17 protein-coding genes are annotated in these 20,111 nt (G+C 60.2%); 5 read left to right on the plus strand and 12 right to left on the minus strand.

Features of this window, described 5'->3' with window-relative positions; all coding sequences use genetic code 11:
• Positions 1-23 precede the first annotated feature (23 nt).
• Positions 24-1,661, plus strand: coding sequence for a DUF1302 domain-containing protein (locus EQV93_RS16580; RefSeq protein ID WP_122783636.1), 1,638 nt, complete (start codon positions 24-26; stop codon positions 1,659-1,661).
• A 157-nt stretch (positions 1,662-1,818) separates the two neighbouring features.
• Here the strand turns inward: EQV93_RS16580 and EQV93_RS16585 are convergent, their stop codons facing one another.
• The 9 genes from EQV93_RS16585 to EQV93_RS16625 form a co-directional block, all read right to left on the minus strand.
• Entirely contained in the window at positions 1,819-3,522 is a 1,704-nt protein-coding gene (locus EQV93_RS16585; RefSeq protein ID WP_240891954.1) for an amidase, read from the minus strand.
• 90 nt (positions 3,523-3,612) lie between these two features.
• On the minus strand, positions 3,613-4,884 hold the full coding sequence (locus tag EQV93_RS16590) for an OprD family porin (protein WP_146425301.1): 1,272 nt from the start codon (positions 4,882-4,884) through the stop codon (positions 3,613-3,615).
• 74 nt (positions 4,885-4,958) lie between these two features.
• Positions 4,959-6,164 carry a 3-(3-hydroxy-phenyl)propionate transporter MhpT gene (mhpT, locus tag EQV93_RS16595; RefSeq protein ID WP_122783633.1) on the minus strand — a complete coding sequence of 402 codons (1,206 nt, stop codon included), beginning with the start codon at positions 6,162-6,164 and terminating at the stop codon, positions 4,959-4,961.
• A gap of 184 nt (positions 6,165-6,348) precedes the next feature.
• The gene (gene dmpG / locus EQV93_RS16600; protein ID WP_146425297.1) at positions 6,349-7,359 is read right to left on the minus strand and encodes a 4-hydroxy-2-oxovalerate aldolase; all 1,011 of its coding nucleotides are present in this window, start codon (positions 7,357-7,359) and stop codon (positions 6,349-6,351) included.
• 10 nt (positions 7,360-7,369) lie between these two features.
• Complete coding sequence (locus EQV93_RS16605; protein ID WP_122783631.1) at positions 7,370-8,308, minus strand: acetaldehyde dehydrogenase (acetylating); 939 nt, start codon at positions 8,306-8,308, stop codon at positions 7,370-7,372.
• Positions 8,309-8,359: 51 nt separating this feature from the next.
• Entirely contained in the window at positions 8,360-9,148 is a 789-nt protein-coding gene (mhpD, locus tag EQV93_RS16610; RefSeq protein ID WP_122783630.1) for a 2-keto-4-pentenoate hydratase, read from the minus strand.
• Positions 9,149-9,162: 14 nt separating this feature from the next.
• Positions 9,163-10,026: an alpha/beta fold hydrolase gene (locus EQV93_RS16615; RefSeq protein ID WP_122783629.1), complete on the minus strand. Its 864-nt coding sequence runs from the start codon at positions 10,024-10,026 to the stop codon at positions 9,163-9,165.
• Between the two features lie 17 nt (positions 10,027-10,043).
• Positions 10,044-10,997 carry a 3-carboxyethylcatechol 2,3-dioxygenase gene (gene mhpB, locus EQV93_RS16620; RefSeq protein ID WP_240891955.1) on the minus strand — a complete coding sequence of 318 codons (954 nt, stop codon included), beginning with the start codon at positions 10,995-10,997 and terminating at the stop codon, positions 10,044-10,046.
• A 1-nt stretch (position 10,998) separates the two neighbouring features.
• A complete protein-coding gene (locus EQV93_RS16625) occupies positions 10,999-12,657 on the minus strand; it encodes a bifunctional 3-(3-hydroxy-phenyl)propionate/3-hydroxycinnamic acid hydroxylase (protein ID WP_240891956.1) in 1,659 nt (552 codons plus the stop codon).
• 139 nt (positions 12,658-12,796) lie between these two features.
• Here EQV93_RS16625 and EQV93_RS16630 point away from each other — a divergent pair, with 139 nt between their 5' ends.
• Both EQV93_RS16630 and EQV93_RS16635 read left to right on the plus strand, forming a co-directional pair.
• Positions 12,797-13,579, plus strand: a complete 783-nt coding sequence (locus EQV93_RS16630) for a DNA-binding transcriptional regulator (RefSeq protein ID WP_122783626.1) — start codon at positions 12,797-12,799, stop codon at positions 13,577-13,579.
• A gap of 56 nt (positions 13,580-13,635) precedes the next feature.
• A complete protein-coding gene (locus EQV93_RS16635) occupies positions 13,636-14,043 on the plus strand; it encodes an SRPBCC family protein (RefSeq protein WP_146425286.1) in 408 nt (135 codons plus the stop codon).
• Positions 14,044-14,326: 283 nt separating this feature from the next.
• On the opposite strand, the gene EQV93_RS16640 is transcribed toward EQV93_RS16635, so the two are convergent.
• The 3 genes from EQV93_RS16640 to EQV93_RS16650 are packed head-to-tail and all read right to left on the minus strand — an operon-like array spanning position 14,327 to position 18,680.
• On the minus strand, positions 14,327-15,910 hold the full coding sequence (locus EQV93_RS16640) for an aldehyde dehydrogenase (NADP(+)) (protein ID WP_146387183.1): 1,584 nt from the start codon (positions 15,908-15,910) through the stop codon (positions 14,327-14,329).
• 44 nt (positions 15,911-15,954) lie between these two features.
• On the minus strand, positions 15,955-17,304 hold the full coding sequence (gene gudD / locus EQV93_RS16645) for a glucarate dehydratase (RefSeq protein WP_240891957.1): 1,350 nt from the start codon (positions 17,302-17,304) through the stop codon (positions 15,955-15,957).
• Between the two features lie 35 nt (positions 17,305-17,339).
• On the minus strand, positions 17,340-18,680 hold the full coding sequence (locus tag EQV93_RS16650) for an MFS transporter (RefSeq protein ID WP_240891958.1): 1,341 nt from the start codon (positions 18,678-18,680) through the stop codon (positions 17,340-17,342).
• Positions 18,681-18,926: 246 nt separating this feature from the next.
• Between EQV93_RS16650 and EQV93_RS16655 the strand changes: the two genes are divergently transcribed.
• Both EQV93_RS16655 and EQV93_RS16660 read left to right on the plus strand, forming a co-directional pair.
• The gene (locus tag EQV93_RS16655) at positions 18,927-19,628 is read left to right on the plus strand and encodes a FadR/GntR family transcriptional regulator (RefSeq protein ID WP_146387185.1); all 702 of its coding nucleotides are present in this window, start codon (positions 18,927-18,929) and stop codon (positions 19,626-19,628) included.
• Positions 19,628-19,912, plus strand: a complete 285-nt coding sequence (locus EQV93_RS16660; RefSeq protein ID WP_240891959.1) for a hypothetical protein — start codon at positions 19,628-19,630, stop codon at positions 19,910-19,912. Before EQV93_RS16655 ends, EQV93_RS16660 begins: the two co-directional genes overlap by 1 nt.
• Positions 19,913-20,111 lie beyond the last annotated feature (199 nt).

The following is a 20,111-nucleotide window of genomic DNA, read 5'->3' on the forward strand; positions in this document are numbered from 1 at the left end:
AAAACAATAAAAAGGAGCATCGCATGTTTACGCAGTACACACGCATCAAGCCTGTCAGCCGTGTGCTGGGGGCCGGTTTTCTGAGCGGGTTGAGCACATTTGCATTCGCGTTACCGACGCTGGAACTGGGTGAAAACACCACCCTGGACTCCAACCTGACGGTCAATTACACCGCCTCGATGCGTACCGTCAAACCCGACAGCGAATACCTCAACAACCTCAATTACGACGACGCCACGCGCAACTTCAAACGTGGCTCGCTGATCAACAACCGGGTCAGTGTGTTTGGCGAGTTGATGCTCAAGCATGAAAACCTGGGTGCGGTGCTGCGCGGCAGTCATTTCTACGATGAGGTGTACCACCAGCGAAACGCCAACGACTCGCCCGACACGGTCAACAAAACCGGGCGTTATGACGAATTCATCAGTGACACCCGCAAGCTCAGCGGCAGCAAGGCGCGCCTGCTGGATGCTTACGTGTATGGGGATTTCACGGTCAATGATGATCAGTATGTATCGCTCAAGGCCGGGCGACATCTGGTGGCGTGGGGCGAAAGCTTGTTCTGGCCCAATATCAGCCAGGGGCAGGCACCAGTCGACTCGACCAAATTCAACGTGCCGGGCACCGAAGCCAAAGACGCCTACCTGCCGGTCGGGCAAGTATCCGGCTCCTGGTCGGTCAACGAAGACTTGGCTTTGCTCGGTTTCTACCAATACAAATGGGAAGAAACCCTGCTTAACCCGGTGGGGGACTATTTTGGCAGTGACACCTTTGGCCCCGGCGCCGAGTTCTATCGGTTGGCTCCGGGAATTATCGAAAACTTGCCCGACCCGCAGTTTCGCGCTGTGGGCTATGGGGGTTCAGTCAAACCCGGCAACAGCGGCGAGTGGGGGCTGGGCACCCGCTACCGGCTGACGCAAAACACCGAAATCGGTTTATTTCATTACCGCTATCACGACCGCGTGCCCGCGCTGTTTTTCGACTTCACCGGCCAGACGCACTATTCATCGCTGGGCAAGGTCGGCGGTAACGGAAATGGCCCTAGCTACCAGTTGGGTTACTTCGACAACATCAAACTGACCGGCGTGAGCTTTACCACCAAGGTGGGCGATTCGGTGCAGTTTGCCGGTGACCTAAGCTATCGCGACGGTGCTGCGGTGTACTTGAGCAATGGCGCTCCGGCCCGTGGGCAAGTGTGGCAAGGCAACCTGAATGCCGTGTACATCATCGGGCCGACGTTTATGGCTCAGCAAACGACGTTGATGACAGAAGTGGTGCATCAGCGCATTCAAGGTGTGGACGACCTGACCATTACCGGCGGCGGTGCTGGAACTGACGGCACGTTCAACAAGTTTGTGTATGACGGCCAGACGCGTGGGTCGAGCCTGTTGGGCGTGGGCGCGTACTTCGATCACCCCAGCGTATTCAATGGCTGGGACCTGACCACCAAGGCGACATGGACGCAAAATATCGACGGCAGCGCCTATTCGGGCTTGGGCCGCGCCGAAAAACGCCTGACCGTGGGCGGCGACTTCAAATACCTGGGCAACTTCCAGTTGGGCCTGACTTATGTGGCGTACTTGAGTTCGGCCAACATCGCCCAAGGGCGAACGCTGTCTGACCGTGACTACGTGTCGTTCAACGGCAAATACACGTTCTGACCCTGCAATGGCGGCGTAGCAGTTGCCGCAGGCGACGTCCGGCGACGCAGTCGTCGTAAATTGAGTGAATGGGGTTTGCCTGTACACCCCCCATGCTCTGGTTTTACGATCGCTGCGCAATCGGACGCAGCCTTCGGCAGCTGCTACGGGCTAGGCATCAGCTCAACGGCGGTGTGCGCGGTGGAACCCTGCGCTTGCTGCCGGTCGCTTCAAACGCTGAGGCCAGGCGCAGCAGCGACGAATCATCGTACGCACGGCCCGCAAACGTCAGCCCCACCGGCATGCCAATGTCGGCCATCACGCCCATCGGCACGGTGACGGTCGGCACGCCCAGATGGCGAATAGCCAGATTGCCGTTGGCCACCCACACGCCATTGCTCCAGGCAATGTCCGCCGACACCGGGTTCACATCGGCATCTGCCGGGGCCACATCGGCGACGGTTGGAAACACCACCGCATCCAGCTCCAGCCGGTCCATCCAGTCTTCCAGATCGAGACGGCGGGTCTGCTCCAGCCCGCGCAAGCCGTCCGGCAAGGAACTGATCTGATCCCACGGGGTGATGCCGCGTTGGGCCATGCGCACGTACTCGTCCATGCCCGCGCCCAGATCGTCTTCGCGATTGGGCAATGTGCCGGGGTCGTGGGGGAAGATCTGTGCGCCGTCGACGTCGGCCAGGCGGTTCAGTTTTGGATCGTCGTTGGCGCGCAAAAAGTCATCGAACGCCCAGGCCGACAGCTCCCACAATTCGTCGCGCAAGAACTCTTTGGACACCAACCCGCGGTTAAACACGGTTGGCGCGCCAGGGCGGTCGCCTTCGCAATTGGACACCAGCGGGAAATCCACCTCGATCACCACACCGCCCTGGGCTTCGATAGCCGCGCGTGCGGCTTGCCACAGGTCAATCACCGAGGCGCGGGTGATGATGCGTTGGCCGGTCGGGCCACCGATGCCCGGCGCTTCGGATGTACCGGCCTCGGGGTCGGCATTGATGTACATGCGTGGCACGCCGAAACGCTTGCCCGCCAGCGCATCAGCCTTGACCGCAAGGCTTGCATAAGAAGAAGGGCGCACACCGGCGACACTGGGAATCGGCACCCAGGGTTGCAGGCGCCACAGGTCGCCACGGGTGTCCGGGTCGGTGGCGACCACCACTTCCAGCACTTCCAGCAGGTCGGCCATGGTGCGGGCAAAGGGCACTACCACGTCCATGGTCGGGGTCAACGGCCAGTTGCCGCGCACGGAAATGACGCCGCGTGAGGGCGTGTAGGCGCACAGGCCATTGTTGGAGGCCGGGCCTCGGCCGCTCGACCAGGTTTCTTCGGCCAGACCAAAGGCTGAAAAGCTGGCGGCGGTGGCGGTGCCCGCGCCGTTGGACGAACCCGAGGCAAAAGGTGCCGTCAAATAGTCCGGGTTGTACGGGCTTTCAGCACGGCCATACACACCGCGCTGCATGCCACCGTTAGCCATCGGGGGCATATTGGTCTTGCCCAGGCAGATGGCTCCGGCACCGCGCAAGCGCTCGATGGTGAACGCATCGCGGTAGGCAATCAGATCCTTGAAGGCCGGGCTGCCAGACGCTGCCGTCAGGCCCTTGACCAGATAGCTGTCCTTGGCGGTATACGGAATGCCGTCCAGCGGGCCGAGGCTTTGGCCGTTGGCGCGGCGCTCGTCAGAAGCCTGCGCCTCGGTCAGCACGTCAGGGTTGCGCACCACCACCGCGTTCAGCGCGGTGGGGGTGTTGAGGGCGTCATAGGCGTCGATACGCGCGAGATAGGCCTGCACCAGTTCCACGGCAGTGGTCTGGCCGGACTCAAGCGCCGCGCGCAGGTGGGCAATGGAAACCTCGGTGACTTCAATCATGCGCTTACCGCTGGTGGCTGATAGGGGTGGCAGAGCTTAGCGAAACTTCGGCCTGCTGAGCCAGCCCATGTGACCGTTAGCGTGCTTTTTTCACCATAACTTCCAGGTGTAATCGACATTGACGCGCAATTCATTGTCATCGCGGTGACTGGCCTGGGCGATAAAGTCGTTGCGGTACCAAGCATTACGCACGCGCAGCGACAGGTCTTTGAGCGGGCCGCTTTGAAGCACGTAGGCGATCTCGATGTCTTTTTCGCTTTCGCTCAGATTGGAGCCGCCGAATTTGGCCAGTTCGATATTGTCGCCACTCACATAGCGCAACATGCCCTTGAGGCCCGGCACGCTCAGCCCTGCAAAGTCGTAGTCATAGCGCACCTGCCAGCTGCGCTCTTTGGGGTTGAGGAATTCAGAACTCAGGGTGCCCTCGGTAATCACCAGTGGCTCGGTGCCAAACAGATAGGGCATGGCGGTCTTGCCGGTGAGCTGCATATAGCCTGCCCCCAATCTGTGAGCTCCCAGGCTGTAGGTCAGCATCAACGCCGCATTGCGGTTGTCGACCGGGCCAGCCTTGGCGGCGCCGTCTTCGCCAGTGATAAACAGTCGAAAATCACTTTTCAGACGTCCCGCGCCGAGGGGACGATCATCGACAAAGCCATAAAAATCCTTGCGGTACAGTTGCGCCAGTTCAGCATGGTAGTACTTGAGGGTCAGGCTCGAAGACCACGCGTAGTCGCCCCCGATAAACATAAAACGGTTCGACTCGGCAGCGCCGTTGAAACGGCCATTGGGTGAGCCCACCGACATTTTCTGGTAGTCGGTGGAGTCACGCAGGTTAATGCGATCAAGCCAACCTGCGTGCAGGATCAGGTTATCCAGCTCCCGGGATTTGAGGTACGCGCCGCGAAAGGTTTGCGGCAGCAGGCGGGTCGGGCTGGCGAATGCAATGGGCAGGAAGGTGCTGATGGTGCCCACTTGCAGTTCACTTTTCGACGCCCGGGCTTTGGCGGTGAGGCCCAGTTCCGAATAGGTATCGGCAGGTTCCCGGGTGCTGGCACTGTAGGGCAGCAGCCCGGTGCCGGTGCGGGCACGCGAGGAGTCCAGACGCACCCCGAGCATGCCTTGGGCATCCAGGCCGAACCCCACTGGCCCTTCGGTATAGCCCGAGCGCAGGTTGAGGATAAAACCTTGCGCCCATTCGCGGGCTGCGGCTTGTGGCGTGGCGTTGACGTAGTTGCGGTCGAAGTAATAGTTGCGCATCACCAGATCGGCGTGGCTGTCTTCGACCAGGCCGCTGGCACACGCGTGCCCGATATAGAAAGCGCAGGTGCAGGCGCAGAGTGCCGAAAGCACAGGTTTGAGCATGGCGGATTCACTTTTATTGTTATTAGGGGTCAAGCATTGCGCGTCGTGTCGACGCGCAATGTGTAGCGTTGGGGTCAGTCCGGTGTGGTTGTGTTGCGCCGAAGCGACAGGTAAAACATCGCCACGGCGGCGATGACGATGCCCGGTGCCGACGCCAGCATGACGCCGGCGGTGCCGGTGCCCAGTGCGAGCATTTTGCCGGCCACCAACGGGCCGCTCATGGCCCCCAGCCTGCCGATGGCCACCGCGCTGCCCACACCTGTTGCGCGGATGGACGGGCGATAGAAGTGCGGTGCCAGCGCATACAGCACACACTGGCCGCCAGTCGCAAAAAAACCGGCGACAAAACCTGCCAGCAGCATGCTTTGCAGGTCAGTGGCCAGTCCCAGCGCGGTCAGTGACAGCAGAATACCCACGTAGATCAACGCAGACAGAGCCCAGGCGGGCAGACGATCCATCACCCAGCCCAGAAACAGCGTGCCGACGGCGGCCCCCAATTGCAGGGCGAGCATTACCCAGCTGGCCTCACGCCCGCTGAAACCTTGACCGATGACCAGACTCGGCAACCAGTTGATCAGGATGTACACCACCATCAGGGTGAAGAAATAGCTGACCCAAATCAGCAGCGTGGGCAGCGCTGCGCCTTCGCGGAACAGACCCTGCACAACGCCTACCGGCACCGCCTCCTGAGCAGTGCGAAACTGGAGCGACTCTGGCAAGTACAGGGCCAGCAGGGGCACGATTAACAGCGGCACAACCCCACCCACGTAAAACACGCTGTGCCAGCTGCCACCCAGATCGGCGATGCCGATGATCGCTGCCAGCCCGGCGCCCAGTGGCACGCCGCAGTACATCAGGCTGACCGCCATACCGCGCAAGCGCGGGCCGGCTATTTCGCTGGTCAGCGCAATCAGGTTGGGCAGGGCGGCGCCCAGGCCCACCCCGGTCAGGCAACGGGCAATCAACAGGCTATTGAAATCCCATGCCAGGGCCGTGGCCAGTGAGAACACCCCGAACAATGCCACTGACGCCATCAGCACGCGTTTACGGCCGATGCGATCCGCCAGCCGGCCACCCGCGAACGCGCCGGGCAGCAGGCCGAAGATCCCGGCGCTGAACACCCAGCTCATCTGTAACTTATCCAGTTCAAAAGCGGCAGCCATGCCTTGGGCCGCGATCCCGGCGGCTTGCAGATCGAGGCCTTCCATAAGGGCCACGAGGAAACACAAAGCGATAGTGCGCGCCACCGGCAAAGCGGTGGTGACGTTGAGCGATGTCATGGGCTGTACCCGTTTTATTGTTGTAGTACGCCCCGTAGCAGCTGCCGGAGGCGGCGTTCGATTGCGCAGCGATCGTCCATTCAGAGCACGCGGTAATGCAGGTGAACCGCGTGAGCCGGATTTACGACGACTGCGTCGCCGAACGCAGCCTTCGGCAGCTGCTACGGGGGTAGGGAAGCAAGGATCAGCGTTTGAGCAGGTCCAGCGCCACGTCGACGATCATGTCTTCCTGACCGCCGACCATGCGCCGTTTACCCAGCTCGACCAGAATGTCCAAGGTCTTCAAACCGTACTTCTGCGCGGCAATTTCGGCGTGGCGCAAGAAGCTCGAATACACACCCGCATAGCCCAGCGCCAAGGTTTCGCGGTCGACCCGCACTGGCCGGTCCTGCAATGGCCGCACGATGTCATCCGCCGCATCCATCAAGGTGTACAGGTCAGTGCCGTGGTTCCAGCCCATGCGCTCGGCAGCAGCAATGAACACTTCCAGCGGCGCATTACCGGCCCCGGCGCCCATGCCCGCAAGGCTGGCGTCAATCCGGTCACAGCCTTCTTCAACCGCCGTGATCGAGTTGGCCACACCCAGCGAGAGGTTGTGGTGGGCATGCATGCCGGTTTCGGTTTCAGGCTTGAGCACCGCTTTGAACGCCCGAAAGCGATCACGAATATCCTGCATGTTCATCGCTCCGCCCGAGTCGGCCATGTACACGCAGGTGGCGCCGTAGCTTTCCATCAGCTTGGCCTGTGCGGCCAATTGCTCGGCTGGAATCATGTGGCTCATCATCAGAAAACCCACAGTGTCCATGCCCAGTTCACGGGCGTATTCAATGTGCTGTTTCGACACGTCTGCTTCGGTGCAGTGAGTGGCAATACGCACCACCCGCGCCCCGGCGTTATACGCGGCCTTGAGGTCATGCACGGTGCCGATGCCGGGCAGCAGCAAGGTGGTGATTTTGGCGTGGCTGATCACGTCCGCTGCTGCTTCGATCCATTCCAGATCGGTGTGAGAGGCAAAACCGTAGTTGAAACTGGAGCCTTGCAGGCCGTCGCCGTGGGCCACTTCGATGGCGTCGACACGGGCTTTGTCCAGCGCGCGGGCAATGTCTTGCACGTTCTTGAGCGAGTACTGATGACGTACCGCATGGCTGCCGTCGCGCAGGGTCACGTCGCTGATGTAGATCTTTTTACCGTTCATGGTTTTCTCCTCAGGCGTTAAGCATCGACAACGCCATGCGCTCGGCGGTGGCCAAGGCAGCGGAGGTCATGATGTCGAGATTGCCGGCGTACGCGGGCAGGTAATGGGCAGCCCCTTCGACTTCGAGAAAGACCGAGGTCTTGAGGCCCGAAAACTTGCCCAGACCGGGGATGTTCAACGGTGCATCCTCGGGGATGACGTCGAACTGCACCTTTTGTTTGAGTCGGTAGCCCGGCACATAGGCCTGCACGGCCGCTGCCATTTCGACGATGGAGGCTTCAACCAGGGCCTGATCGGCCGCTTCGGACAGCACAAACACCGTGTCGCGCATCATCAACGGCGGCTCGGCCGGGTTCATCACGATGATGGCCTTGCCCTTGGTCGCGCCGCCAATCACTTCGATGGCCTTGGAGGTGGTTTCGGTGAATTCGTCGATATTGGCGCGGGTGCCGGGGCCGGCGGATTTGCTGGCAATGGAGGCGACGATTTCGGCGTAGTGAACCTTGGCCACACGGGACACGGCCGCCACCATCGGAATGGTCGCTTGCCCGCCACAGGTGACCATGTTGACGTTGAGCTGATTGAGGTTCTGTTCCAGATTGACCACGGGTACGCAGTACGGGCCGATGGCCGCAGGCGTCAGGTCAATCAGGCGAATACCCGGTTTGACCGAGCGCAAAAAGGCGTCGTTCTTGACGTGAGCACCGGCTGAGGTGGCGTCGAAGACGAAGTCGATGTCCTTGAACACGTCCATGCGGGTCAAGCCCTCGACGCCTTCGTGGGTGATGGCCACGCCCATGCGTTCGGCGCGAGCCAGACCGTCGGAAGCGGGGTCGATGCCGACCATGACGGCCATTTCCAGGTGCTTGCCGTTGCGCAGTATCTTGATCATCAAATCGGTGCCGATGTTGCCGGAACCGATGATCGCGACTTTAAGTTTCTTGTTCATTATTGTTGCCTCATGTGCACGCAGGTTGCCGGTTGCCCGGCGGTGCCTGTCTTACGAGAAATCCACGCCGACCTGGCCAATGCCTTCGATGTGCGCTTCAAAACGATCCCCGGCGGCCACCGCCACCATCGGCCCCAATGCCCCGGTCAAAATGATGTCGCCGGCCTTGAGCGGATTGCCCAGCCGCGCCATGGTGCGGGCCAGCCATACCGCTGCATTGATCGGGTGGCCCAGGCATTGCGCGCCGCTGCCGGTGGACACTTGCTCATCGTTGCGGGTCATGCGCATAACCGCGTTGCGCAAGTCCAGCCCTTCAATGCGCCGAGCCGGGCCGCCCAACACATAGCAGCCGCTGGAGGCGTTATCGGCCACGGTGTCGACGAAACGGATATTCCATTGCTGCACCCGACTGCCGACAATCTCCAGCGCGGGCACAACCCAGCCCGTCGCGCTCATGACTTCGTCAAAGGTGGTGTCGGCGTGGGGCAGATCGTGTTGCAGGATCAAGGCGATTTCTGCCTCGATTTTGGGTTGCAGCACACGCTCCAGGGGCACGGTCTGGTTGTCGCCGTAGCACATGTCGGCAAACAGGGTGCCGAAGTCCGGTTGGTCGACGCCCAGTTGCGCTTGCACCTTGGGGTTGGTCAGGCCAATCTTGCGGCCGACCACACGGCGGCCATTGGCTACGGCGTGGGCGACGTTTAGCTGTTGGATGGCGTACGCAGCGCTGGCGTTGTCTTCACCGATCTGCTCGCGCAGCGGCCCGATGGCTTCGCCGCTGATTTCAGCCTGGCGCAGGTCGGCGGCCAATTGCGCCAATGTTTCTGGGGTCACATTCATAAGAGTCTCAGTCATCAATGGGTGAGGAAGTCCAGCACCATGCGGTTGAACGCATCTGCGTGTTCCCACTGCGCCCAGTGCCCGCAACGGTTGAATACGTGCAGTCGGGCTTTAGGCAGGCCGGCCAGCAGGCGCAGGCCGGTGTCCATCGGTACAAAACGGTCTTCACGGCCCCACACCAGCAAAGTCTCGGCACTGATTTCGTGCAGGCGATGGCTAAAGTCAGGGAATTGCTTGGGGTTGAGGGTGCTGCTTTTAACGAAATTTTCCAGGTGGTCGCGGCGCGACAGGATGTTGTCGAGGCGGGTCTGGAACAGCTCTTCGGTCAAGCTGCTGGCGTCGAACACGAAGACGCTCATCATCTTCTTCAGGTTGTCGATGGTCGGATCGCGGTACAGCGCGCCGATCAGCTTGATGCCTTCAGTGGGTTGCGGCACAAACGCGCTCGGGCCGCCGGTGCCGCCGCCCATCAGGATCAGTTTGCCGATGCGCTCAGGGTTTTCCAGAGCAAAGGCCACGGTGCTGTGGGCCCCCATTGAGTTGCCAATAATGTGCACGCGGTCCAGATCCAGCACATCCAGCAAACCCTTGAGCGCGGTGGCATTGAGGTTCGAGCGCGAGCCTTGGCTCACAACCGGGTCGCTTTTGCTCCAGCCGGGGCAGTCAAGCAGGATCACCCGGTAACCGGCGTTGACCAAGGGTTCGATATTGCGGTTGAAGTTGGCCCAGCCGCTGGCACCGGGGCCAGAGCCGTGAAGCATGATCACGGTCTCTTTGCCTTGGCCGACATCGTTGTAATGCAGTTGTAAGTCCAGATCGCCTTCTTTGATGCGGGCGAACCGGCTGGTGGACGCTTCAGTGAATGCAGTGGCAGTCATGGCAGTGTTCCTTGAATTCAAAGGGAGGTGTGCAGCGGCTTCGCGCCCAAAGCGCCGAAGCCTGCGATCCACTCGGGAATCGGGCGGTAGTAACGGCCTTCGGCCTGGTAAGGGCCGAAAGCTGACAAGGCGGCGAAGGCGGCCACCCAAGTCTTGACTTCGTGGGTCGACTTACCGGCCAGCGCCGACAGTTCGTCATTGCCCAAACCGTCGAAGTCGCTCAACCGGCCTTGTTCCAGGGTGTCGAGAAAGTGCTGGTCCCACACAGGGTTGAGCGGGTGCAAGCTGTTCTGGTCTTCAACAAAGTGGCGTGCTGCCTGAATCACCCGTTGCTGGCGTGCCTGACGTTCATCGGCGGGCAACTGGCGACCGCTGCCCATCAAACGGTCGGCCATACGCGCATCGACCTTGGCCAACTCCGGCACGGGAGGCTGATGGGAGAGGCCGCCGGAGGCCAGAAACAGCACCCGCAGGTTCAGCGATTTGGCCCATTGGCCAATGGCCTCGCCGAGCAGTCGCGCCCGCTTGAAACCGGGCAGCGGTACCGCCACCGAGTTGATAAACACGGGAATCACCGGGCACTGGCTCAACCCGCCCAGCAGCAACTCCAGCGGTTGCGCAAAGGCGTGGTCGACCTGCATGCGGTAGGACACGGCGGTATCAATACCCGCGTCCATGACCGCCTGTGCGCAGTCTTGGGCCAGCGCTTTGGGCACGTCCAGCGGCCCGGCGGCGGTGTCGAAATCACCGATGGCCTCGGCGGCCATGCCAATGCAAAACGGCGGCATCACGTCGTAGAAAAAACCGTTGTAGTGATCCGGGCCGAACAGCACGATCAGTTGTGGATCAAAGCGGGCGATACGCTCGCGAGCCTCACCGATCATGGCGTCGACTTCGGCCAGCACCTCAGGGGCCGGATCAACGAAGCCCACCAGCGGGGTATGCGACAAGCAGTGCAGATAAGCGCTCATATCAAGCCACCTTGCTGACGACAGGCGTCACGCTGGCGAGCGGCTGGGCGTTGAGTGCCAGCGTCAACTCATCGCAGGTACGACCCAGCGTTTGCGGGGTGGCCAGCCCGGCGAGAAAGCGGTCAGGGCGCAGCAGGGCGATGGAAGATGAACCGCGAGCGAACCATTCACGCAAACGACCACTGCTATCACCCACACGAATCACCTCGGGGCCCGCGTCGCTCGGCGCTCTGAGCTGAACATCGGGCAGCACTTGAATAAAGCGCGTACCCATCGCTTTCCAGTGGGTGATTTGCGCGGCGCTCAGGCCCCAGGTAGGGTCGCAACCCCACGCGATAATGGCGAAGTTTTCACCGATCACTTCATCGAGCCGCACTGTGGCCCCGGCGTCGGTGAGCACCTGTGGCTGAATAAACATTTTGCCCACTGGCGAGCCTTTTTCACTGGGTACGATCAACGCGCCACGGGTGTATTGCGGCATCGGCTTGAAGCGCATTTCAACGAAGTAGCGTTTGATCGGTGGCACATAGTTGAGCAGCCATGACACACCATCACGCAGGGTGCCTTGCCAGCGCTTGGGCGGCGCCAATACATGCCCGGCCATGACCGACAAGTCGATCATTGCCTTGGCGTGATCACGGCGTTCCAGTTCATAGCTGTCCAGCAAGCTGTCGTGTGCCAGCCCTTTGACCACCCGGGATAATTTCCAGGCCAGGTTGGAGGCGTCGCGCATGCCGCTGTTATAACCCTGGCCCTGCCAGACCGGCATGATGTGCGCGGCATCACCGGCCAGCAGTACCCGGCCTTCACGGAACCGGCCCGCAAGACGAGCGTTGTGTGTGTAGACGCGGCTGCGGATCAACTCGATGCGGTCCGGGTCGGGCAGCACCTTGGCCAGCAGCTTGCGCATGTTTTCGGGCTTGCTCAGTTCGGCCTCGGTCTCGCCGGGCATGACCATGAATTCGAAGCGGCGTACGCCGTGGGGCAGGGCGGCGGACACGTACGGGCGTACGGGGTCGCAGCACAGGTACACATGCGGCGTGCTCAACGGGTCATTGGCAATGTCCACCACAATCCACTGGTTGGGCGCGGTCTTGCCTTCAAAGCTGATATTGAGGCTGCGGCGCACCAGGCTGTTGCCGCCGTCGCAACCAATCAGGTACTGGGCCTTTAAGCATTCACGGCGACCGTCAGCGCTTTTCAGCGTCAGTTGCACACCGCTCTCGCTTTGCTCAAAGCCTTCAAGTTCGCGACCGAACAGCACCTTGACGTTGTCAAAACGGGCCAGCCCCTCAAACAGCACACGGTCGGCCAGCGGCTGGATAAAGGCGTTGCGGCGCGACCAGCCAAACTCATCGGTCTTGGGCTGAATATCGGCAAAACAGCGACCCTTGGGTGTCATAAAGCGCATGGCATGCCAAGGGGTGGTGTGCGGCAACACGTTCTCGGCCAGACCCACTGCTTGAAACGTGCGCAGGCTTTCGTCGTCCAGGCCGATGGCGCGAGGGTAGTCGATCAGGCTGTCGAGCTTTTCTACCAAGGTGACGTTCACACCACATTGGCCCAGGTAGTTGGCGATCATCAGCCCGACAGGGCCGGCGCCAACAATGGCGACATCAGTGGACAGCTCCACAGGGCTAGACAGGTGGGCAGTACTCATGGGTATCTCCGTACAGCGCATTTTTGGATTTCTTGTTGCGCGCAGTATGGAAATCGCAAGGCTGGTGAACAACGACAACCCTTGTTAGGGTGCACAGAGTGCACATCGTTGATTTACCGATAAAAATAATGGAAGGCACATGAGCGAAACCGAATACAAAGCCGTGCGTGGTTTGATCCGGGGGCTGGCATTGATCAACGGTCTGAACCGTTTTGATGGCGGTGCCAGCACGGCGCAATTGGCCGAACAAAGCGGCTTGCACCGCACTACCGTGCGTCGGTTGCTGGAAACATTGCAGGTCGAAGGGTACGTGCGGCGCAGTGAGTCGGATGACAGTTACCGGCTGACGCTCAAAGTGCGCGAACTCAGCGAAGGCTATCGCGATGAGCAATGGATCTCCGCCATTTGCGCGCCTTTGCTCGGCCAGTTATTGCAACAAGTGGCGTGGCCCACCGACCTGTGCACCCTGGATGGCGACGCCATGGTGATCCGTGAGACCACCCATCGCTTCAGTCGCCTGTCGTTTCACCGCTCGATGGTCGGGCGCCGTTTGCCGTTGTTGATGACCGCGACCGGGCGTGCCTACTTTTCGTTTTGCCCGCCCGCCGAGCGCCATGAGTTGGTAGAGCTGATGATCAGTCGTGGTGATGCGCAATCTGCGCTGGCCGCAGACAGTCGTTTTGTCGAGCGCCTGATTGAACACACGCGCAGCAAAGGCTATGGCGAAAACAACGCACATTGGGGCGAAGAGCGCAAAATCGCGGCCATTGCCATTCCGGTGATGCATGAGGCGCGGGTCATGGGTTGCCTGAATCTGGTGTATATCGCCAAAGCCATGCCGGTTGAAGAAGCCGCGCGGCGGTTTCTGCCAGCGATGCACGAGGTCGTGGGTAAAATCCAGGCCGGGTTGATCGGTCAGTGATCCTCTGGAGTAAACTGCTGGTCGCTTAATCTTCAAAACCCAGAGGCACACATCACATGGCAACTGCATCAGCGTTTATCGATATTCCTGTTTCGGCCGATCAGGTGTGGCAATTGGTAGGTGGTTTCAACTCGTTGCCCGACTGGCTGCCGTTCATTATCAGCAGCGAGGCCAGTGAAGGCGGGCGCCTGCGCCACCTCAAGACCGCAGATGCCGCCATAGTCGAGCGTCTGCAAACCTTCGATAACGCAGCTAAAACCTACAGTTACTCGATCGTTGAGTCGCCGTTTCCGGTGGCCGATTACTTCGCAACCTTGAAAGTCGAAGTCCACGGTGAGGGCGCGCGGGTCACTTGGTCGGGCAGCTTCACACCAGTGGGCGTCAGCGACGACGAGGCCCATGCCTTGTTCAAGGGTGTGTACGAGGGGGGATTGCAAGCCTTGAAAGCCAATTTTCCGGGTTAATCCGCAATAGGTCGGCAGTCCCGTTGTGAGTGATTGATTCACTGACGTGGGTCAGTACCGCACCGTGACAAACCCCTCACAATGGGTTGTTACTGGTTATGACAATGGGATATTATCGCCCGGCGTTCACCTACCACGGTTAATGCATTTTTAAATCCCAAGTTTCCATCAGCTACTTGGGATTTTTTTTGCCTGAAATTTGAGGTGGCCCCCCTGTGCAGGGCGGCGCAGAAACGAAAACGGCGCCATTTGCAGGCGCCGTTATTCATTCACTCAGCGTGTTTCAAGCAATCGCGTTCGCGCTCCACTCGCCGTTAACCAGGCGCTGCAAGCCCAGCGGGTTGCTGTTTTGCAGTGCTGGCGGCAGTAAGGCATCGGGGTAGTTCTGGTAGCACACAGGGCGCAGGAAGCGGTCGATGGCCAGGGAGCCTACCGACGTGCCGCGAGCATCCGAAGTAGCAGGGTACGGGCCGCCGTGAACCATGGCGTCGCAGACTTCGACTCCAGTCGGATAGCCGTTGACCAGAATGCGTCCGACCTTTTGCTCAAGAATCGGCACCAGCCATTGGTACTGTTCAAGGTCGGCCGGTTCACCGATCAGGGTGGCGGTCAGTTGCCCGCGCAAGGCCAGCAAGGCGGCTTTAAGCTGTGCCTCATCGTCCACTTCGATGACGATGGTTGCCGGGCCAAATACCTCTTCCTGCAGCAGTGGGTCTTTGTTCAGCAGCAGGCTGACATCGGCCTTGAACAATTGCGGTTGTGCTTGCTGGCCCGCTTGCGCGTGGCCTGCCAGATGGGTGATGCCCGCATGATTGATCAGGTGCTCGACGCCTTTGGCGTAGCTGCGCAGACCGCCCGCATTGAGCAAGGTCTGAGGGGCCTGTGCGGCCATGTTCTGCGTCAGTTGTTCGATAAACCCGGTCAGCTCAGGGGAGCGCAGGCCGATGACGAGGCCTGGGTTGGTGCAGAACTGCCCTGCGCCCATGGTCACCGAGGCCGCCAGTTCGCTGGCCACTTGAGTGCCGCGCGCTGCCAGTGCTTGAGGCAGCAGGATGACCGGGTTGATGCTCGACATTTCGGCGAATACCGGGATTGGCTGTTCGCGTTCAGCGGCCATTTTGCTCAAGGCATTGCCGCCGTTCAGCGAGCCGGTAAAGCCGACCGCTTGAATGGCCGGGTGCTTGACCAGCGCTTCGCCCACGCCTGCGCCGAAGATCATGTTGAACACGCCTTGAGGCATGCCGGTTTTTTCGGCCGCGCGGATAATCGCGCAGCCCACCAGATCAGCCGTAGCCATATGGCCGCTGTGTGCCTTGAACACCACCGGGCACCCGGCGGCGAAGGCGGCAGCAGTGTCCCCACCGGCCGTTGAGAAGGCCAGCGGGAAGTTGCTGGCGCCAAATACCGCCACAGCGCCGACGCCGATGCGGTATTGGCGCAAATCAACCCGAGGCAGCGGTTTGCGGTCCGGCAGGGCCAGGTCAATACGCGCACCCAAAAAGTCACCGCGTCGAAGCACCTTGGCGAACAGGCGCATCTGCCCGCTGGTACGTCCGCGCTCACCTTGAATACGCCCGGCAGGCAACGCCGTCTCAGCGCAGACAATGGCGACAAAGTCATCGCCCAACTGGTCGATTTCGTCCGCGACGGCATCCAGAAATTCAGCGCGACGTTCAGGGCTCAACTGGCGAAAGGCAACAAACGCTTGGTCGGCAGCATTGGCGGCGTCATTCACTTCTTCGGGGGTGGCCTGATAAAAGCGATAAGGCAGCGCCTGGCCGGTGCTGGCGTCAAGGCTTTCAAGGGTTGTGGTGCCAGCAGCACTGCGGCGGCCGCCGATAAAGTTGTGGCCGGTTACGGTCGACATGGTTTCAATCCTCGCTAGATAGGCTTAAAGCGCGCATGGGGGGATCAGCGCACAAGACAGGGTTTTTTGTTGTCGTATTTCCAGCCCGGAACAATGTACTGCATGGCGACGCTGTCGTCCCGCGCGCCCAGTCCCATGCCTTTGTACAGTTCGTGGGCCTTGGCCACGGCGTCCATATCGATGTCCACACCCAGGCCGGGGCGAGCCGGGACCTTGATATGGCCGTCGACGATTTTCAGCGGTTCACGGGTCAGGCGCTGGCCGTCCTGCCAGATCCAGTGGGTATCAATGGCAGTGATGTCGCCCGGTGCGGCGGCGGCGACCTGAGTGAACATGGCCAGGGAAATATCAAAGTGATTGTTGGAATGCGAGCCCCAGGTCAGGCCCCACTCATGGCACATCTGCGCGACGCGTACCGAGCCTTGCATCGTCCAGAAATGCGGGTCGGCCAGTGGAATGTCCACGGCTTGCGATTGAATGGCGTGGCCCATTTCACGCCAGTCGGTAGCGATCATGTTGGTGGCCGTCGGCAGGCCGGTGGCGCGTCTGAACTCGGCCATGACCTCACGCCCCGAGTAACCGTTTTCGGCGCCGCAGGGGTCTTCGGCATAGGCCAGTACATGATGCTGGTCGCGGCACAGGGCTACGGCCTCTTTGAGTGACCAGGCGCCATTGGGGTCCAGGGTGATGCGCGCCTCCGGGAAGCGTTCAGCCAGCGCGGTCACGGCTTCGATTTCTTCGGCACCGCGCAACACGCCGCCCTTGAGCTTGAAGTCGTTAAACCCGTATTTGGCTTGTGCCGCTTCGGCCAGACGGACCACGGCTTGCGGGGTCATCGCCTGCTCATGGCGCAGGCGAAACCAGTCATCGCCATCCGCTTCATTGCGATAAGCCAGATCAGTCTGTTGGCGGTCACCTATATAAAACAGATAGCCGAGCATCTTCACCGCATCGCGCTGCTGGCCTTCACCGAGCAGGGCGGCCACCGGCACCTCCAGAAATTGACCGAGCAGGTCGAGCAGGGCGGCTTCCATGGCCGTGACGGCGTGGATGGTGATGCGCAGGTCGAAGGTTTGCAGGCCCCGGCCCGCCGAATCCCGTGCTGCAAAGGTGCTGCGCATGGCGTTGAGAATGCTTTGGTAGTTCCCAATAGGCTGGCCCACGACCAGGCTGCGGGCATCTTCCAGGGTTTCGCGAATGCGCTCGCCGCCGGGCACTTCACCGACACCGGTACGGCCGCTGCTGTCTTTGAGAATAACAATGTTGCGGGTGAAAAACGGCCCGTGGGCGCCGCTGAGGTTGAGCAGCATGCTGTCATGACCGGCCACTGGAATCACTTGCAGGCTAGTTATCACTGGTGCATGGCTGGCGTGGTGCTGATGTTCGGCATTCATGGCGTGTTCCTTGAATTTTTTATTGGAGTCAGGTGCTAAGCGGGTTGCAAGACGGCGCGAACATCGTCCGCGGGCTTGGGTTTGGTCTTGGCAAAGAACACAATGATTGCCGCCAGAATCGATGTGCCGGCCAGCCCGTAAAGACCGCCTTGAATGGAACCGGTGGTCTGTTCCAGAAAGCCGAACGTGGTGGGGGCAACAAACCCGCCCAAGTTGCCCACCGAATTGATCAGCGCGATAACCGCCGCAGCGATGCGCGCATCCAGATAAGCCTGTGGAATCGGCCAGAACAGCGCCGAAGCCGATTTGAAACCGATGGCGGCGAAGCAAATCGCGATAAAGGCAAAGATCGGCCCGCCGGTGGTCGACAGGAACATGCCCAGCGCGGCAATCAGCAAGGCCGCGGCGATCCACGCCTGCTGGTATTTAAAGCGGCTGGCCAGCGACGCGAATGCATACATGGCAAGGATCGAAATCAACCACGGAATCGAGTTGAAAAGACCGACCTGCATATCGCTCAGGTCGCCCATTTTCTTGATGATGCTCGGCAGCCAGAAAGTCGCGGCGTAGATGGTCAACTGAATGCAGAAATAGATCGCGCAGAACAGCAAAATCTGGCGGTCTTTGAGCAACTTGAACACGCTCGGCTTGACCGTGTTGACGGCATCGCGCTCGCGCTGTTCGCGGTCAATTTCATTGACCAGCGCATCTTGCTCGGCGCGGCTGAGCCACGTGGCGTCATGGGGTTTGGAATCCAGCCAATACCAGACAAAGCCACACAGCAGCACCGAAGCCATGCCCTCAATGATGTACATCCACTGCCAGCCGTGCAGGCCCAGACCGGTGATTTGCAGCAACAGGCCGGACAGCGGGCCAGAGATCAGCGAGGCCAGCGCAGAACCGCTGAGGAAAATGGCAATTGCCTTGCCGCGCTCGGCGCCGGGCAGCCAGCGGGTGAAGTAATAAATCACCCCCGGGAAAAAACCGGCCTCGGCCACGCCGAGTAAAAAACGCAGGATATAGAAGTGGGTTTCGTTCTGGATAAAGGCCATCAGCGTGGCCGTGATGCCCCAGGTGAACATGATGCGGGTCAGCCAGATACGCGCCCCGACCTTTTGCAGCAGCATGTTGGAGGGCACTTCAAACAGTGCATAACCAATAAAAAACAACCCGGCACCAAAGCCATAGGCCGCTGCGCCAATCCCCAGATCATGCTCCATGTGCGTGCGCACAAAGCCGATGTTGACCCGGTCGATGTAGTTAACGATAAACATGATGACGAAAAGCGGCAGGATATGGCGCTTCACCTTGTGGATCGCGCGCGCCAGAACGGGTTCGATGGCGGGCGCAGCAGACACGTTTTCGGAAGTATTCACAGAGCTTAACCCCACTGATTATTTTTATGCGGGTTGGTGTGTGCTGAAGGCATGGCCTGCAGTTGACGGACATCATACGACTTGATTTTTAGGCAGGCAATGCTCTTTTAGTGCTCATTACGGCCTTTTTTGCTGTATTCAAGCGTGTGTGAAGACTGGAAAAGAGAAGGGTTGATTCGGTTATTTCCACTTGTCATACATGTTGGGGCGGGGTTGAATGGCCCGTATCACCCACAGGGAACCTCTATGGACGACTCCTCGATACGCAAACGCTCGCAAGGCCTTGCCCATGACATCGTGGCTGAGTTGACTCAACGGATTTTGTTGGGCCAATTGGCGGCGGGAGAGAAACTGCCCTCCGAATCGGCCATCGTGCGCGAGCATGGCGTCAGCCGAACGGTGGTGCGTGAAGCCATTTCCAGAATGCAAGCGTCGGGGTTGGTCGAAACCCGCCATGGGATTGGTACCTTTGTGCTGGCACGCGACCCGCGTCAGGGCTTGCACCTCAAGCGCGATACGGCAGACAGCGTGCGCGGGATAATTGAATTGCGCATGGGGCTTGAGACCCAGGCGGCGGCATTGGCGGCCCGGCGGCGCACTGAAGGGCAATTGCAGCACATGCGTGAAGCGCTGGATGACTACCAGCGTTCTTTGGCCAACAACGACAGCAGTGTCGAGGCTGATATGCGCTTTCACAAACTGATTGCCCAGGCGACGGGCAATAGCTATTTCACCGATATCATTTGCCAGCTGGGCCGTTCGGTGATCCCGCGTACCCGCCTTGATGCGGATGAACGGGGGGATGCTGATTTAACGCAGCTTGGGCAGATGGCCGTGATCGAGCATGAAGCTATTTTGCAGGCGATCCGCCGGCAAGACCCCGATGCGGCGCGAGCGGCCATGCTGCTGCACCTGAGCAACAGCCTTGAGCGCATGGCGGTGGATTGATGTTTTCGTTAGGATTTCGCGTTACGCATGAGCAAGCATCTGTAGCCGCTGACGAGCAGCGCGAGGCTGCGTCCGGTCGCGAAGCGATCGTAGGCCGGGCACTGACGTTTTACCTGTTGTACTGGATTGAATGGTTTCACGAAGGCTGCGCCATCGATCGCAGCCTTCGTTCCTCGACAGCGGCTACAAGATTTCGCGTAACGCATGAGCAAACATCTGTAGCCGCTGACGAGCAGCGCGAGGGTAGGCCGGGCATTGACGTTTTACCTGTTGTACTGGATTGAAAGGTTTCACGACGGCTGCGCCATCGATCGCAGCCTTCGTTCCTCGACAGCGGCTACAAGATTTCGCGTAATGCATGAGCAAACATCCGTAGCCGCTGACGAGCAGCGCGAGGCTGCGTCCGGTCGCGAAGCGATCGTAGGCCGGGCACTGACGTTTTACCTGTTGTACTGGATTGAATGGTGTCACGACGGCTGCGCC

The organism is Pseudomonas sp. TMW22091 (genome assembly GCF_022496705.1).
In the GTDB taxonomy this organism is placed as follows: domain Bacteria; phylum Pseudomonadota; class Gammaproteobacteria; order Pseudomonadales; family Pseudomonadaceae; genus Aquipseudomonas; species Aquipseudomonas saxonica.

Excerpts from the sequence above, each read along its gene's own strand:
- EQV93_RS16605 (WP_122783631.1), bottom strand. The coding sequence starts at position 8,308 with ATGAACAAGAAACTTAAAGTCGCGATCATCGGTTCCGGCAACATCGGC.
- EQV93_RS16630 (WP_122783626.1), top strand. The coding sequence starts at position 12,797 with ATGAGCGAAACCGAATACAAAGCCGTGCGTGGTTTGATCCGGGGGCTG.
- mhpD (WP_122783630.1), bottom strand. The coding sequence starts at position 9,148 with ATGAATGTGACCCCAGAAACATTGGCGCAATTGGCCGCCGACCTGCGC.
- dmpG (WP_146425297.1), bottom strand. The coding sequence starts at position 7,359 with ATGAACGGTAAAAAGATCTACATCAGCGACGTGACCCTGCGCGACGGC.
- EQV93_RS16615 (WP_122783629.1), bottom strand. The coding sequence starts at position 10,026 with ATGACTGCCACTGCATTCACTGAAGCGTCCACCAGCCGGTTCGCCCGC.
- EQV93_RS16580 (WP_122783636.1), top strand. The coding sequence starts at position 24 with ATGTTTACGCAGTACACACGCATCAAGCCTGTCAGCCGTGTGCTGGGG.
- EQV93_RS16640 (WP_146387183.1), bottom strand. The coding sequence starts at position 15,910 with ATGTCGACCGTAACCGGCCACAACTTTATCGGCGGCCGCCGCAGTGCT.
- mhpT (WP_122783633.1), bottom strand. The coding sequence starts at position 6,164 with ATGACATCGCTCAACGTCACCACCGCTTTGCCGGTGGCGCGCACTATC.
- EQV93_RS16585 (WP_240891954.1), bottom strand. The coding sequence starts at position 3,522 with ATGATTGAAGTCACCGAGGTTTCCATTGCCCACCTGCGCGCGGCGCTT.
- EQV93_RS16625 (WP_240891956.1), bottom strand. The coding sequence starts at position 12,657 with ATGAGTACTGCCCACCTGTCTAGCCCTGTGGAGCTGTCCACTGATGTC.
- mhpB (WP_240891955.1), bottom strand. The coding sequence starts at position 10,997 with ATGAGCGCTTATCTGCACTGCTTGTCGCATACCCCGCTGGTGGGCTTC.
- EQV93_RS16635 (WP_146425286.1), top strand. The coding sequence starts at position 13,636 with ATGGCAACTGCATCAGCGTTTATCGATATTCCTGTTTCGGCCGATCAG.
- EQV93_RS16590 (WP_146425301.1), bottom strand. The coding sequence starts at position 4,884 with ATGCTCAAACCTGTGCTTTCGGCACTCTGCGCCTGCACCTGCGCTTTC.
- EQV93_RS16660 (WP_240891959.1), top strand. The coding sequence starts at position 19,628 with ATGTTTTCGTTAGGATTTCGCGTTACGCATGAGCAAGCATCTGTAGCC.
- EQV93_RS16655 (WP_146387185.1), top strand. The coding sequence starts at position 18,927 with ATGGACGACTCCTCGATACGCAAACGCTCGCAAGGCCTTGCCCATGAC.
- gudD (WP_240891957.1), bottom strand. The coding sequence starts at position 17,304 with ATGAATGCCGAACATCAGCACCACGCCAGCCATGCACCAGTGATAACT.